Annotated in this window: 17 protein-coding genes; 12 read left to right on the top strand and 5 right to left on the bottom strand. The window is 44.1% G+C overall.

Translation table 11 applies throughout. The features are described 5' to 3' along the window. The first annotated feature begins 2 nt into the window (after positions 1-2). From BBG47_RS04615 to BBG47_RS04600, 4 genes are all read left to right on the top strand, one after another. Entirely contained in the window at positions 3-1298 is a 1296-nt protein-coding gene (locus tag BBG47_RS04615) for a DUF1963 domain-containing protein (protein WP_065290723.1), read from the top strand. Between the two features lie 75 nt (positions 1299-1373). Beyond that, entirely contained in the window at positions 1374-3041 is a 1668-nt protein-coding gene (locus BBG47_RS04610) for a DUF6138 family protein (RefSeq protein WP_065290722.1), read from the top strand. Positions 3042-3109: 68 nt separating this feature from the next. Beyond that, positions 3110-3553, top strand: a complete 444-nt coding sequence (locus BBG47_RS04605) for a DMP19 family protein (protein WP_065290721.1) — start codon at positions 3110-3112, stop codon at positions 3551-3553. A 100-nt stretch (positions 3554-3653) separates the two neighbouring features. Beyond that, positions 3654-4214 carry an SMI1/KNR4 family protein gene (locus BBG47_RS04600; protein WP_065290720.1) on the top strand — a complete coding sequence of 187 codons (561 nt, stop codon included), beginning with the start codon at positions 3654-3656 and terminating at the stop codon, positions 4212-4214. A gap of 136 nt (positions 4215-4350) precedes the next feature. Here the strand turns inward: BBG47_RS04600 and BBG47_RS04595 are convergent, their stop codons facing one another. Beyond that, entirely contained in the window at positions 4351-5733 is a 1383-nt protein-coding gene (locus BBG47_RS04595; protein ID WP_065290719.1) for an SMI1/KNR4 family protein, read from the bottom strand. Between the two features lie 184 nt (positions 5734-5917). Continuing rightward, complete coding sequence (locus tag BBG47_RS04590) at positions 5918-6349, bottom strand: MarR family winged helix-turn-helix transcriptional regulator (RefSeq protein ID WP_065290718.1); 432 nt, start codon at positions 6347-6349, stop codon at positions 5918-5920. A 230-nt stretch (positions 6350-6579) separates the two neighbouring features. Between BBG47_RS04590 and BBG47_RS04585 the strand changes: the two genes are divergently transcribed. Then, positions 6580-7218, top strand: coding sequence for a nitroreductase family protein (locus BBG47_RS04585; protein ID WP_065290717.1), 639 nt, complete (start codon positions 6580-6582; stop codon positions 7216-7218). Between the two features lie 49 nt (positions 7219-7267). Beyond that, positions 7268-7564 carry a putative quinol monooxygenase gene (locus BBG47_RS04580; protein WP_065290716.1) on the top strand — a complete coding sequence of 99 codons (297 nt, stop codon included), beginning with the start codon at positions 7268-7270 and terminating at the stop codon, positions 7562-7564. An 87-nt stretch (positions 7565-7651) separates the two neighbouring features. Here the strand turns inward: BBG47_RS04580 and BBG47_RS04575 are convergent, their stop codons facing one another. Both BBG47_RS04575 and BBG47_RS04570 read right to left on the bottom strand, forming a co-directional pair. Further along, positions 7652-8215, bottom strand: a complete 564-nt coding sequence (locus tag BBG47_RS04575) for an SMI1/KNR4 family protein (protein WP_065290715.1) — start codon at positions 8213-8215, stop codon at positions 7652-7654. Between the two features lie 28 nt (positions 8216-8243). Further along, positions 8244-8687: an Lrp/AsnC family transcriptional regulator gene (locus tag BBG47_RS04570; RefSeq protein WP_065290714.1), complete on the bottom strand. Its 444-nt coding sequence runs from the start codon at positions 8685-8687 to the stop codon at positions 8244-8246. Between the two features lie 143 nt (positions 8688-8830). On the opposite strand from BBG47_RS04570, the gene BBG47_RS04565 reads away from it, so the two are divergent. From BBG47_RS04565 to BBG47_RS04555, 3 genes are all read left to right on the top strand, one after another. Beyond that, positions 8831-9412, top strand: coding sequence for a DJ-1/PfpI family protein (locus BBG47_RS04565; protein WP_065290713.1), 582 nt, complete (start codon positions 8831-8833; stop codon positions 9410-9412). 158 nt (positions 9413-9570) lie between these two features. Next, positions 9571-10338 (top strand): GNAT family N-acetyltransferase, encoded by a 768-nt coding sequence (locus tag BBG47_RS04560; RefSeq protein WP_217492496.1) that lies wholly within the window; start codon positions 9571-9573, stop codon positions 10336-10338. Positions 10339-10405: 67 nt separating this feature from the next. Further along, on the top strand, positions 10406-10618 hold the full coding sequence (locus BBG47_RS04555) for a hypothetical protein (protein WP_175400478.1): 213 nt from the start codon (positions 10406-10408) through the stop codon (positions 10616-10618). Positions 10619-10716: 98 nt separating this feature from the next. Here the strand turns inward: BBG47_RS04555 and BBG47_RS04550 are convergent, their stop codons facing one another. Beyond that, positions 10717-11310: a GNAT family N-acetyltransferase gene (locus BBG47_RS04550; RefSeq protein ID WP_065290711.1), complete on the bottom strand. Its 594-nt coding sequence runs from the start codon at positions 11308-11310 to the stop codon at positions 10717-10719. A gap of 113 nt (positions 11311-11423) precedes the next feature. On the opposite strand from BBG47_RS04550, the gene BBG47_RS04545 reads away from it, so the two are divergent. The 3 genes from BBG47_RS04545 (at position 11424) to BBG47_RS04535 (ending at position 14188) form a co-directional block, all read left to right on the top strand. Next, positions 11424-11675 (top strand): phospholipase D-like domain-containing protein, encoded by a 252-nt coding sequence (locus BBG47_RS04545; protein ID WP_065290710.1) that lies wholly within the window; start codon positions 11424-11426, stop codon positions 11673-11675. 168 nt (positions 11676-11843) lie between these two features. Then, on the top strand, positions 11844-13472 hold the full coding sequence (locus BBG47_RS04540; RefSeq protein ID WP_065290709.1) for an ATP-binding protein: 1629 nt from the start codon (positions 11844-11846) through the stop codon (positions 13470-13472). Next, on the top strand, positions 13469-14188 hold the full coding sequence (locus tag BBG47_RS04535) for a response regulator (protein WP_065290708.1): 720 nt from the start codon (positions 13469-13471) through the stop codon (positions 14186-14188). The genes BBG47_RS04540 and BBG47_RS04535 overlap by 4 nt, the downstream gene beginning before the upstream one ends. Positions 14189-14298: the final 110 nt, after the last annotated feature.

The raw sequence follows: 14298 nt of genomic DNA, 5'->3' as shown, positions 1-14298 counted from the left end.
CTATGGCAGAACGCATTCCATGCAAAACGGAAGGCTGCAGCTCGACGATCTTGCCGACTACGGCGGCTAAAACAGGCGGTATCTGCATGCCCTGCCAACAGGAACAGGTACGTCAGGAACAGCAAGCGTATATTGAGCAGCATCGTAGAACCGTGAACTTGTATGAAGGCTTAACGGATCCAATAGAAATTCTGAAGGTCATGCATGTACCAAGGAATTATGATCCGCTGATTCAATATGTTGATTACCCGCATAGCAAAGAACAAATCTATGTATCCTTAACGGCTGCAGAGGCGGGGCAAATGCTGAAGTATGCGGTGGAGCTACTGGATGCAGGGAATGAGGATGAAGCGGAACAAATTCTACTATCCCTCGTATGTTACCGGAATGATGATATTTCAGAAGCTCTGCCCAAACTCATAGAGCGTAACATGTATTATCCCTCGATCTTATTTAAGGATGCGCTGCCTGAAATCCGGGAGCGACTCCTCCAGCAAGTTGAATGGGACGACGACAACCGCAATCATCTCCTGCTCATCCTGAGCTGGATCGGTGACACAGAGGTTGTGAGACAATTTGAGCAATGGCGGCTGCATCCGCCGAAGTGGGCGGGACAGTTGTTCGTCAATCATGACGTGTATTCCCTTGAGGCGGGCTGGGAGCTCGCATCGAACGGGGAAAAACGAGATTTGATCAGTGAGCGATGCTTTGCGATTCGGTTAACGGGTGAACAGCAGGTAGGTTCTGGAACAGAAACTTCTGCTGCGCACTTCCTAAAGACGAGCAATTCCAATTGTCCATGGTGCAAGAGGAAGCTCACTATCTTGATGGACGCGGACACCACTCATCCATCCTTGGCCTATCTCGGCGTGCTGATGGAACGGTTGCAAGTGGCAACATGCGAACACTGTGGAGGCTTCAACACGATTTACATGGAGCTCGATCAACAGGGAGAACCGGTCTGGAGCCTGTTTAATCAGAAGCCCGATTATTTGCCTAATTGGGATGACAAGGACAGCAGCGTTGCAGTTGAAGAAATTAAGCTTACTGTATCATCCGAGCCTCACTCGCCGTACTATGCTGCATCATGGACATTGACTCAGCAAGACTCGCAAATCGGAGGCCACCCGAGCTGGGTGCAGGATGCCGACTATCCGCATTGCCCTTGCTGCGCCCAAAGAATGCGGTTTATCGGTCAGCTGGACTGGGCTGATTTCGACCAATATAGTGAAGGCATTTTCTATATGTTTATTTGTACAGAGGAAACGATGACGGCTACATTATATCAGCAGAGTTGATCCACGCTCAGGGATCAGAGCTCAACTGAGTAGCCGGTGAAAGCATATTCACTTTTTAATCAGGAGGAGACACCATTGAATCTCGCTGTAGAAGCTTTTCTGAATGATGTGTGGGAGGAAATCACTTCGATTTACGCAAAAGAAAGCAAAAGGATAAGCGAGTTTAAGGATAAAAGAAGTTTACAGGCTGGAGTCTACAATTACCTGCAAGTGGCGTGGAGAAAAGGCAAGTTTACATGGGCAAATGGGAGCATCCATATCGATATCTACGAGCCATTATCTTGGAGCGACAGCTCGTATAAAGTGGAAGCTGGCGCCTACATAACAGAGTTGACCAATGAGCTGCTCATTGAGGAATTCTTTCCTGCCTTGTGCGAACGGGTAGAGCGACTGTTCCGCTCTGACGAATTGGGAGCGCGTTTTTTTGATTACAAGTTTGAAGTTGTATTGGAGTTTGAATGGGAACAGTCTACATTATCACGTAACCAACAGTTCATCAATGAGCCAAAGCTAAATCAACTGAAACAGACCCTAGAGCAATTTATTCAAACTAAGGTATTATCTGATCCACCAGTACAACCAGCAGTAGATGACTATTTCTTTTTTGCCAGCCATTTGGTCAATCCTGATCTAATGAAACAGGAAGTAGCAGATATCGAGACGTTGATCCGACGACTCAATGACAAGCTGAAGGAAAACCACGAACGTAAAAAAGAATGGATCAGCCGATATACTTATTCCTTCAAGAGTTGGGCGGAGGATCATTTTTTACCGCAGCATTTTAACCAAACCGGTTATTATCGAAACGAATGGGTGTTGAAGGAGGAATCGATTCCTTCTTCCGTAGATGCTGGAGAAATGGAGTTCTTTATTTATGCTGCCGTACAAATTGGCTTCACTGATCCGGATAATCGACTGAAATATCTGGGACTTGCGGCGCAATTGGGTTCAAAGCGGGCAGCAGATTATTTGAAAATAGGCAGCGGTAAATTTGTGAGCACCTATCGGGGAGAGAAAGTAGAGGCTCACAACAATGACGTGACGAAAACGATCGACATCCGGATTCTCTCTGAAGAGGAGGCGGCTTACGGTGAGGCGCTCGAATATATCATTAATCTGTTGCGGCAGGATTTCCCCAAAGAATACAACCTTAAGCTGAAAAGCAGCCAAAAGCATGTGCTTCCGTATAAAAAGCTGGCGAAGTCCAAGCTGCATCGTTTTTTTGCCAATGCACTCAGCTATCCGGCCTTGTTCCCCAAAGTTGCAGAATATGCAGAAACGGCAATGGAGGAGTTCGCATGGTACAGCGATGTGGAGCCAAGCGAGAAATCGGCTATGCCGGGCACTTATGCCGTACTAGGCCTCGGCTTGTACAGTGAGGACTATTTCCCATTGGTATCCCGTTATATGGGCATGGTGGATACGGAGCATCAAATGGTGCAGGACGGCTATCCGCAGGCATTTATCGAGGCTCATGGCGTCAAGGCAGCGCATATGCCGGTGATCGTATCCATGTTGCTGGGAGGCATTGACGAGGGGACGAAGGTCAAAAATCTGACTATCGACCGTCCTGAGCTTGCCGAGGCGCGTATCGAAGCATTGAAAGACAAAGAAAATTATCAATGTGAGATGGTTGTGTGCCGAATCTTTGGAAGCGTGAAGAAGCTGGAAGGAGCGGCACGAAAAGCAGAGTCGCCGCTAAAAGAAAAGCTGGAGCAACTACTTGCGCTCTCGCACTGTTAACTCTATAGAATATTAACCTAATAAACAAACAGGAAAGCAGCGACGTTGCGTGTATAGGGGGAAACATAATGGAGAAGACGGATATCTGCAACATATGGTTCGATTATGCAATAGCCTTTGTTGATAAAAAAAATGATTCAGGCTGGGATGCCTTGACTCCAGAGGAACAAGAGATCACTGCCTTGTGGCTGCTGGAAGTTGACCTATATAACGGCGGGTTTATCCAGTTTTTCTGCAATTGGGGAGAAGCGGCATATCTCCATGCGGTACGAGCGTTACAAGCGATTGGAGCGGTTCATGCACTCGACATCATACAATCCGGATATGCCTGTATCGAACGTTTGTCAGGAGACAAGCGCCTTACAGAGCTCTGGGATATTCCGCAGTTCCTTACTGAGGAAGAGATAGAGAGACTAGATAAGTTGGATAAGCAATTTTGGGAAGACCCGGATCAAATCGCGGAAAAAGCACATCGATACTACGTGGAGCAATTGGGAATACATACTCCGTAGAAGGGTGTTTTGGTGGCTAGATCGACTGTGATTACCATACTGTTCAGTGAAAATAACGTATTAGAACAGAACCCTTTATGATATAAGGAGGCTATGTTTTTTGGATAAACGGGACTACATCAAAAAAGGATTTGAAGCTTATTATCGCCGATATGACCAAGTAACGGAGGATGGATTTGGTAGATGGATGGGACCAGATGTTCCGGGTGAAATGAAGGCAACCGACTCTAATGAGGAGTGGTCGATATGGAGATTAGTTCCTTCTACCGTAACTGATGGCGACATTTGTGCGCTGGAAAAAGAATTCGGGCTGGAATTTCCGGAATGGTATCAAGCATTCATTTCAACCTATCATCACCATTTCGACATCGTGCCAGCACAACCGGTCGATGAGCCGTTACGCCGCATTCAAGATATGTATAATCCACTACTGTGCAAGTGGGGTTACCTTCCATTCGCCTGGGACTCCGAGTATGGTCACATATTATGCATGGATCTTACTGGTCCGGATGAGGAGCACTATGCAATCTATGAGATTGACCATGAAATATTATTTGATTTTGATGAAGAAAAGACAGGGCGCGATCAACTGAAAGCGTCGATGAGATTTTTGTATCCCAATTTCAAATCGTTTTTTGACGATGCTTTTGAATTGAAATAGTCCTTTATCTTTTTCTGACAGAAGGAAATATTCTTGTCCCTGCTGTATAGCGAATCTCCCATTACTAAAAAAGAAGAAGAGCCCTCGTCCGAACGTGGGCTCTTCTGATTGGTTGCATGATGCTTGCTCGGTCTTGTTAGGCTTCTTGCAGCTGCTGAACCAGTTCCTCAATCGACTGTTCCGTAAACCGAAGGTGTCCATTCACCTGTACGATCCGTCCTTCCTTCTTACGGCGATCCAGCCAATCCGAAATAAAGGATGGGGCGTAGCCGCCTTGACCGAACTCGCCGCCGAAGGCGATCATTTTCTCATAGATACCCAGGTACTGCTCGCGGCTGGTCTCTGGATATGACTTTGTATATAACCAAAACTGCACATCGTACATCAAATACGAACGCTCATCCGCATGAAAGGAAAAATGACCCTTCTCCTCAACAATGCGTGTACAGATACGCCGGATTCTCTGCTCAATCTGATCCACTTCGATGATGTTAGCGCATAGCTCCTCCAGCAACGGAGAAAATTTGCCATGAGCTACCCTATGAAGATCTTCTAGCTTATCCTCCTCAGAAGTATCATACTCCTCTGCGCTTACTAGACCTCTAATAAACGCTTCGAAATTATCGGCCAGGAACGTAACTTCATAATCGTCCTCCTGATCGACATGAATTACTTCCGGTTCGCCATCTCTTCCGCAGGCTCGGTAGTCCAGCATGACCACATCATGGCCTGCTGATGGACAATCACAAATCACGACGCCAATGTCAGGGTAACCCCAATCCTCAATCATGAACTGGCTGCCGAGATCCCCGCCGAGTGAATAGCTCTTCTCACGGCCGATACCCATAATTCCTGAGATTGCGATATGATCCTCAGCCCAAGAAGTAGGGTCCTCAGTCGGGAAGCAGGTGTTCTTCGGAACCCCACCATTGCGCTGCTTCATCAGTGCGATATAAGAGGAGGGGAGCTTATATCCCAATTCTTCCTCGATTGAGGCAATCAGCTCAGCCGTAGGAGGCTCGGATTGATATGCTTCTCTCGCATACTCGCTATCTTCCCAAAAATCATCAAGAGACATATCCGAAAAAGGCTCTACTACTTCCGATCCACTCGCTTTCAAGGCTGCTTCTTTCTTAGCTGCAATTCGGCGTTCTTGTCTTTGTTGCTTCTCCGCTCTTTGTACACTTAACTGCATTAAGTATTCAATATCCTCATCACCAGGTTCTAATTGATCAGCAATACGCAGTTCCTGAACTGCATCCACATAGCGGTTTACATGATAGAGAGCAAAACCTACCCGGTAGTGCCACAGCGGATCGTGCTGACCCGCTTCAGCTATGCTATCAAAATGATGGAGCGCTTCTTCATAGAGTTCCAAGTTATTATAAGCTCGGGCCAGTCGACTTATCGTTTCATAATCCCGCTCGTTCTCGGGTATGGCTAACAGTGCGTCCACAATTCGCTGGTGTTCATCATCTTCATGCCACTGATTCAATTGATCCATATGTACTTGGTTCATCTCTGCCTCCATGAATTTAATAGAATGTACTTCTCCAATACGTACGCTCCAATAGGTAATGATCGCATACAAAATTAAAATGGACAAGGTAAAAAACAAAGCCTACAAAAACGACGCCGCCTATAAACACACATTGGATCGTGTTCACGACGGCTCCCGCCATCAAAAGAAAAAATGTCATGACTTATGTTAATTTTTCTACGTTATGATCAAGCTTTTTCACTAAAATCTGCAGTTGCTTTACCTCTTGCTCTGAAAACCCGCCAAACAATTCAGCGATAAATTGGTTTTTATCTACATCACAGTTCCTTAAAATGTCCTTGCCTGCCTCTGTAATCTGAACAATCACTTCACGATTATTCTGCTCATTGCGATTGCGGGTAACAAAGCCTTTTCCCTCAAGTATTTTTAAATGTCTTGTAATTGCAGCTTGATCAATCTTCATCTCTTGTTGTAAACCGATTTGAGAAAGCAAGCCCATTTCAAGTAATTTGTACAAGATTTCATATCTCGTTAAGCTAATGCCTAATCGTTTCTCAAAGTGCTGGGTGACATGTCTTTCCATATTTTTGAACATGAGAAATATTTGCTTCATTTCCTGATGAGACACTTGCATTGTTTTTCCACCTCTATAGATGATTAATCAATCATTGATGCGTCAATTATAGAATACATGACCTCATTCTTCAAGGCGGACAGTAAGCATTCGTCTGAGTATATCTATAGAAATTCACTTGACTAAATGTCAGACATGATTTATATTGTTTGACATATCAATCATTGATCGGTCAACTATTGATTGATCAAAGGATTTACATTTATATAGATTAAGGAGTAGATCACATCATGTCTAACACAACAAAGAACAATGATTTTCAAAAAATACTGTTAGGACGCCGCTCTATTCGCAAATATGATTCGTCCGTAAAAATAAGCACAGAAGAAATGGCAAAAATGATTGAAGATGCTACTCGTGCACCATCATCTGTCAATATGCAACCATGGCGTTTTCTAGTCATTGAAAGTGAAGAAGGTAAGGCAACATTAGCACCTCTTGCTCGTTTTAACCAACTGCAAGTTGAAACTTCTTCAGCAATGATTGCCGTATTCGGGGACTTGAATAGCTTTGAAAATGGGGAAGCGATCTATAGCAAAGCTGTAGAATTAGGATATATGCCAACTGAAGTAAAAGAAAAACAGATGGCAGCATTAACAAACTACTATGCAAATCTGTCTCCAGAAGTAAACAAAGAAACCGTGCTAATTGACGGCGGACTCGTGTCGATGCAGTTCATGCTAACAGCTCGTGCCCATGGGTATGATACTTGTCCAATCGGTGGGTTTGAAAAAGATCAGATCGCTGAAGCTTTCGGTATGGATAAAGAGCGCTATGTTCCGATAATGCTCATTTCCATTGGAAAAGCAGATGGTGCAGGATACCAATCCGTACGTCTTCCTGTGGAGACAATAGCAGAGTGGAAATAAATTTTTATGTGAATTATGAATGAAAATTAACGTGCTGAGGGGGATTCAGATGATCATTATTCATGCTGTTTCAAGTGTAAATCCAGAAAAAGAACAAGCTTACGTTGAAGAGATTCAATCTCTAGTGAAAGCTTCTAGAGCGGAAAGTGGAAATATTGCTTATGATTTCTATAAAAGCGTAGAAACAGAACATGCCTATATCATGGTGGAAGTATGGAAAGACCAAGAAGCGGTGGCAGTACACAATTCAAGTGAACATTTCACTTCTTTTGTTGCAAAAGCTAAGGATTATTTAACAGCTCCGCTCGAAGTGAAAGTGTATGGTGGATCTGAAGTAAGAGCGTAAAGAATAGAACTATGATTTATAAAAAGATGGCCTCTAAAGCCACCACGATATTGTGGAATTTAGAGGTCATTGATGGTCTTACTGCATTCATTCATCATTACCGTAAAGCAAATCTTCAGCCGAGATTGTTCCCGTACATAGCTCTAAGAACGTTGAGGCGACTTGTGCGCTGTCCGCATAGCCTAAATTTCCAGAGTGAGATACAAGAATGGGATATTCATTTTCTTCTGAGCTGCTGCGCATATCCCAAGCATAATGAATACCACAGCCATCCATAGCAAAGGGGATCGCCTCTGGCATATACTCGGGAAATTCATAGGCCAGCATCATAGCTCGTAACTCATCGGCACTGAAAAACTGAAAATGCCGAGCACCATTTCCAAATTCACCGCCATTGGAATAACGAAGTAAATCAAGATAAGCGGCAGGGAGGCACTTATTCGGAATAGACCATTTTGCCGGATCGAACGGCTGGTATAGCTTATGTAAAGGATCGGTTACAGGGAAGGGATTGCGCTGCCTTTCCCGTATTTCCGCAATCTCCTCCTCAGATAGAGGGTTGTTCCAATGGCTAATAAAATCTTCCGCTTCTTGCTCCGTCAAACCGGGATATTTCTGGTAGCACACTTCGAATACAGACGCCCAATTCATCCGAGCGTTCCTCCTTTTGACCTGTTGATTATTTTTTTTCTTCACAAATATAAGGGTCGATTACTTTTTGCTCATAAGATGATAACACGATATTTGTTGAGGGCGTACCATATTGCATTGAATCATCAATAAATTGTTCTAAACTCTCTACAGAATACGTTGCTATTTTGACAATATAGCTAATTTCCCCTGCTACCCGGTGACACTCAAGCACATCTGGATGGTTACGGCAAAAGCTTGCTAACGATTTACAATCCTTCGATTCAAACAAAATAAGTGCAGAGATTGGACGGTTCATTTTTTTTAGAGAAACGCGTGCATGGTAACCCTCAATAATTTGTTGCTCCTCTAACTTTCGTACTCGCTCAGTTACGGATGGAGAAGATAAATGAACAGCTTCTGCTAAATCCTTCATGGAAATTTTTGCATTCGACTGTAATATTCTCACGATGTTTTTATCAATTTGATCCATAATATATCCAACCTTTTTTTATAATATAGAATAACCAAAATTAATAATAAATTAAAGTCAAACAACAAAATATCCTTTTCTAGCCTGTTCATGAGCCTTTAATATTTTTATAAAATAAGGATATGTGGGAGGAGATTTAGGATATGAAAAAGATATTATTATTATTAGCTAACGGATTTGAAGCAGTAGAAGCTAGTGTATTTACAGATGTGCTAGGTTGGAATAAATGGGAGGGAGATGGCTCAACTGAGGTCGTAACAGTGGGTCTCCGGAATAAATTAACCTGTACATGGAATTTTACTGTTATGCCTGAAAAAACGGTCAATGAAATTCAACTAGATGAGTTTGATGCACTCGCGATTCCAGGGGGATTTGAAGAAGCTGGATTTTATGAAGATGCCTTCAGTGCGCCATTTTTAAGTATCATTCAACATTTCTATTCCAATCAGAAACCGATTGCTAGTATTTGTGTTGCATCATTAGCGCTTGGCAAAAGCGGAATTCTTAAAGGAAAAAAAGCAACCACATACAATCATTCAACTAGTAAACGAAAAGAGCAGTTAAAGAATTTCGGCGCAGATGTTCAAAATGATTTAATTGTTCAGGATGGAAATATTATTACATCTTCAAATCCGGGTACAGCTTTTGATGTTGCATTTCTATTACTCGAAAAACTAACATCTAAAAAAAATGCGGAACATGTAAAGGATCTTATGGGATTTTGAATCATTCAGAAGCAATTGAATGTGCAAAAAATAAATATAGGAGAATTCAACATAGTAACAACAGACCTTTTCATTTACAGTTTGGGATATGGCTTCTTATATCAAGAAGCACATGCAAATGAGTAGACAAAAGTCTAAAGAAAAGGGTAATGATCAAGATGCCAAATCAACAAAATCAACTACTCCAAACGACAAGCATGCCTATATTTTCAGAGATGATTGCTGCCTTTTGGCGGGAGCAATTCGGAAACGGGGAAGTCCTTTATCACGATGAGGTCTTTACGCTTACCATCAATCCTGACCTAAGTGATGACAACCGGGTAATGGTATTGGAAATGACCAACGGGAAGGTAGTGGCGGTTCTGACGCCGGCAATGGCTGATAAGGCGGGACTTACTCAGCAAGCAGAACTGACTGAAGCCATCTTGAGACAAAAATTAAATGAAGCAGGGGTTACGCTGCATGGGGCAGATTATCTCTTTTATTTTACAAAAGCCGATAAGAATTCATTGATGCAAGAAGCCGTGGACGGTGACTTGCGGCAACTGACAGAGCAAGACCATGCTGTATTTTCCGAATTCCAAGCCTCTTCCTCAGAGCAGGATCTGGATGACGCCTATGTGGAATTGGATCACTGGGCTGTGTTTGGCTCGTTTGAGCATAACCGCTTAGTGAGTGCCGCTAGCATGTACCCATGGCTAAATTCGCATATAGCGGATACCGGAGTGCTCACGCTGAATGACTATCGAGGGAAAGGCCATGCCCGCAAAGTAGTGCGCTCCATTAGCAAGTTCGCCTACGCACAAGGGTACGAACCCCAATACAGATGCCAGCTTGATAACCACGCGTCCACTTCTTTAGCTCGAGCAGCGGGTTTGACGCTGTTTGGAAAATGGGAAGTCGTTTCATCTGACTCTGCGAACTGAGGGCTCGATCTAAATGAAATCGATTTGATTCATGATAAAGATGATATTGGTTCGCAAGCAGAAGGGAATGAATGTAATAGATAAGTATCTGCGTGATTGTGAAGAGATTTTTAATGAAATAGAAAAATTGCCGCTGCCGCTGAATGATGAAGATTACTATTTATTAATAAAGCGCGGATACGAATATCTTGTTATGTTGCATGATGGAGCTCTTTCAAGGGAACTCTCATCCATAGATGTATCGGTTGTTCGTCAACACGCCACGCGGCGCCAAGGCTAGTGCAACAATCAACAGTGTAATCGAACAATTAATCGAGCCCACATCTGTGTATCAGGGTGTGGGCTATTTGACGTTTATGTATAATTTTTATAATTTTTCTATTTGTAAGCTAATATATAGTAGGTCAATTCCTGGCTCAACGGTTGAACGCTGAGCGTATGCATACCGTAATGGCGGTAAATCTGTTCGTTTCGGAGACTGTCCGTCTCGAGGACGCAGGGAATGGAGCGGTCAGCCGCATAGCTCAGAATGAATTCCATTAGCTGCCGCATATAGCCTTGATGGCGGTACGGCTCGCGCACAACAATCATGAACACGAACACATAATCCTCCTCGCTCTTCATGAAGCTATCTGCCCGTCTTATTCGGGCGCTCTGCTTCGCGATCTGCACCAGCCGGCGAATCGGGAACAACTTGGCCAGCCCGAGCAGCTTCAATTTTTGCAGCGGCTTGATCCCGTTCCGCTTGGTCCAAAAGGCGCAAATTCCTTCATACTGCTCCGAGGTGGCATACACCATTTGGTTTGCGATTAAGATAGACAAAATGCAATCGAAAAAGTCGGTCAGCACGACTTCGCGCTCCTCAGAACCATCGCCCCATAGCAAAAATCCTGCATTATCTTTAAAGCTGTCTGCGATCGATTTGGCTAAGCGGTAGCGTTCGGTAGGGTCTAAATGTTGGACTAATATCATAGGATGACACCTCAATAGATCTCATTTTTCTTTATATAGTACCATGTTTTTTTACTTAGGGAAACTTTGTTTACTAAGGGAAAAACTAGACAGTACTTATCTGATAATCCCGCATGACTCACTTTTTCTCTATTTTCGCTTATAGAACCGACAAGACTCTACTCGAGGGAGCAGAGCAATCGATTCTGATCTCGATGTGGAAGGACGACTTCGCGGCCTATGTGTCGCTCTTGGAACGGTGGAAGCAGGAGGGTGTCCGTGTCGAGGCGATGGGGCCGACTATCATGTGCCGCAGGCCCAGCTGTCGAAGCTGCATACTCTTGCAGGACGAGGAAATGAAGGCTCTGTTGATGCAGCTTCTTTAATTTAGAAGGGAAAACACTCTTGTATGGCTCTGCCGGTTTGGGAGTGCTTTTATGTTGGTTCCTTACGGACATTCTCCCTTCCGATCAGAAAAGCGGTTCATGCTATAATGGAATTATTTGACGATAGGATACTCAAAACTAATCATTTTGATTTTTAGGAGTTGGCAAATGATCCGGTTGTTACATCTAAAATGTAATTTACGGTTGAAAATGATCTTGCTTATCAGCCTCTTGATTATTGGAATCTGTTCGATTTTCGGGGTGTTTCTGGAACACTTTATAGGGAAAATGGCAGAAGATCAGACGGGAAAAAGAGCGTTGAGTATGGCACAAAGTGTCGCGAATATCCCAGAAATTCAAAGCGCTTTCCGCTTGAATAATCCTTCCGTCGTTATACAACCGATTGTGAAGTCGATACAGAGGAAATCTGACGCGGAATTCATTGTTGTCGGTGATACGCAGGAAATCCGGCAATCCCATCCCAATGAAAGCATTATCGGGGCGAAGATGGTCGGAAGCGATAATGACAGGGCACTACTTCATGGCGAGTCGTACGTGTCAAAAACGGAGGGAACGCTCGGTTTGTCGATTCGAGGAAAGGTTCCTATTTTTGATGAAGGGAAGATCGTGGGGATCGTATCGGTCGGTTTTCTCAATAACGATGTACACCGCATCGTGGCGGAAGACAACAAATCCCTCTGGCTCACCTTGAGTCTCATTGTTCTGTTCGGCATCACGGGAGCGGTCTTTATTGCTTCTTATATCAAAAAATTATTACATAATATGGAGCCCGAGGAGATTTCAAATCTGTATCTGCAAAAAGAAGCGATTCTGCAGTCCACGCATGAAGGAATTATCGCGGTGACTAATGATGGGGCTATTTCGGCAATGAATAAAGCGGCTAAGGATATTCTCTTTGCGGGCACGAAGCAGAGACAAATGAATTATGCAGGAACATCCATCCATGAGATTGTTCCTTCTTTACATAGTGAAGTGCAGGGCAAGCAAAGAAGCCATCTAGTGAACCGGGAGATGGTGCTGGGCGAAAATATCGTACTCGTCAATCAAACTCCCATAGTAGGGGAAGATGCCATCACGGGGAGCGTCTATACGTTTCGCAAGAAGACGGAACTGGAGACGGTGACAGAGGAGTTGTCCCGTATTAAGCAATATGCGAATGCACAGCGGGCGCAGACGCATGAGTACTCCAATAAGCTGCATATCATCCTGGGGCTGGTGCAGAACCGGCGGATGAAGGAAGCGATCGATTTTATAAAAAAAGAAAGCAATATGCAGCAGGCCAGGTTAACATTTTTAATGGAAAAGGTAGCCGATCCCCTGCTTCAAGCCTTATTTCAAGGAAAATTCAATCAAGCGAATGAGTTGTGCATCGCCATGGTCATCCATCCGGACAGCCGTTTGGAATGCTCATTTGCAGATGAGAAGCAAGATGCGCTGTTAACCGCCCTGGGCAATATTATTGAGAATGCATTGGAAGCGGTAAGGCTAAAAGAAGAGGGCCAACGTAAGGTTGCCATCTTTTTTACGGATATCGGAGAGGATTGTATTTTTGAGATTGAAGATTCGGGTTCAGGGGTGGCCGAGACGGATATCCCCCGCATATTTGAGCAGGGATTTTCAACGAAACAAGGCAGCCATCGGGGAGTTGGCCTTACTCTTTCGAAGCTGATGCTCAATGGAGTCGGCGGGGAGATTTTGCTGGAAGCAGGGGAAGGTGAGCTCGGAGGAGCCTGTTTTATTATCATGATACCAAAGGACGAGGGGAGATCGCTGTGAAGGACTTGTTATCAGTGCTGATAATCGAGGATGACTTTCGAGTGGCGGATATTCATAGGCATTATGTCGAAAAATCAACCGGTTTTGCCTCTCCATACATTGCCAAGAACCGTAAAGAAGCGCTGGATTATTTAGAAAGCGGCGAAACTGTTCCGGATCTTATTTTATTGGATGTATATATTCCTGACGTGGAAAGGATGAATCTGTTATGGGAGCTTCGCCAGTCCTGTCATGATGCTGATATCATTATCGTCACGGCGGAGAAGGATGCTAAGGCGGTTCAGGAAGCGCTTCGCGCCGGGGTGTTCGATTATATTGTCAAGCCGGTAGACGAGGAACGCTTCAGCCTTGCCTTGGCAAGATATAAGGGATGTCGGGGCTTGCTATGCTCCACCAAAGAAATGAAACAGAGCGATATCGATGCTGTATTCGGCATGCATCGAGCTTCGGGTTCCATACAGTCGGATGAGGCTCTCCCGAAGGGGATTGACTCTATCACACTGGACAAGATTCACTGCGTCTTCACGCAGCAATTGATCGGGGGAATTACGGCTGTTGAATTAAGCTCCGAGCTTGGTATAAGTCGATCAACGGCGCGGCGTTATTTAGAATATTTAGTATCATTGAAGATGGTACGAACGATGCTTATCTATGGTACGGTGGGAAGACCAGAACGCAGATATATCCTTTGTGAAACTTATGAACAAAATCGATAAAATGAATCCTATCATTCTTATGGCCGCAATATTTATCGTCCGCTTTATCCGTGATAAATTTCATTTAAGCTAAGCGATGTTTCGTTCATGGTGAATTGTAAACGCATTCA

Source organism: Paenibacillus sp. KS1 (assembly GCF_001680695.1).
Lineage (GTDB): Bacteria > Bacillota > Bacilli > Paenibacillales > Paenibacillaceae > Paenibacillus_B > Paenibacillus_B suaedae.
The sequence above is the reverse complement of the archived record's forward strand: the minus strand, read 5'-3'. Positions and strand labels throughout refer to the sequence as shown.

What these genes read in the sequence shown, in the direction of transcription:
- BBG47_RS04565 (WP_065290713.1), top strand. Translation starts at nt 8,831, where the DNA reads ATGAAAAAGATATTATTATTATTAGCTAACGGATTTGAAGCAGTAGAA.
- BBG47_RS04605 (WP_065290721.1), top strand. Translation starts at nt 3,110, where the DNA reads ATGGAGAAGACGGATATCTGCAACATATGGTTCGATTATGCAATAGCC.
- BBG47_RS04560 (WP_217492496.1), top strand. Translation starts at nt 9,571, where the DNA reads ATGCCAAATCAACAAAATCAACTACTCCAAACGACAAGCATGCCTATA.
- BBG47_RS04550 (WP_065290711.1), bottom strand. Translation starts at nt 11,310, where the DNA reads ATGATATTAGTCCAACATTTAGACCCTACCGAACGCTACCGCTTAGCC.
- BBG47_RS04545 (WP_065290710.1), top strand. Translation starts at nt 11,424, where the DNA reads ATGACTCACTTTTTCTCTATTTTCGCTTATAGAACCGACAAGACTCTA.
- BBG47_RS04615 (WP_065290723.1), top strand. Translation starts at nt 3, where the DNA reads ATGGCAGAACGCATTCCATGCAAAACGGAAGGCTGCAGCTCGACGATC.
- BBG47_RS04575 (WP_065290715.1), bottom strand. Translation starts at nt 8,215, where the DNA reads ATGAATTGGGCGTCTGTATTCGAAGTGTGCTACCAGAAATATCCCGGT.
- BBG47_RS04585 (WP_065290717.1), top strand. Translation starts at nt 6,580, where the DNA reads ATGTCTAACACAACAAAGAACAATGATTTTCAAAAAATACTGTTAGGA.
- BBG47_RS04590 (WP_065290718.1), bottom strand. Translation starts at nt 6,349, where the DNA reads ATGCAAGTGTCTCATCAGGAAATGAAGCAAATATTTCTCATGTTCAAA.
- BBG47_RS04595 (WP_065290719.1), bottom strand. Translation starts at nt 5,733, where the DNA reads ATGAACCAAGTACATATGGATCAATTGAATCAGTGGCATGAAGATGAT.
- BBG47_RS04570 (WP_065290714.1), bottom strand. Translation starts at nt 8,687, where the DNA reads ATGGATCAAATTGATAAAAACATCGTGAGAATATTACAGTCGAATGCA.
- BBG47_RS04580 (WP_065290716.1), top strand. Translation starts at nt 7,268, where the DNA reads ATGATCATTATTCATGCTGTTTCAAGTGTAAATCCAGAAAAAGAACAA.
- BBG47_RS04540 (WP_065290709.1), top strand. Translation starts at nt 11,844, where the DNA reads ATGATCCGGTTGTTACATCTAAAATGTAATTTACGGTTGAAAATGATC.
- BBG47_RS04555 (WP_175400478.1), top strand. Translation starts at nt 10,406, where the DNA reads ATGAATGTAATAGATAAGTATCTGCGTGATTGTGAAGAGATTTTTAAT.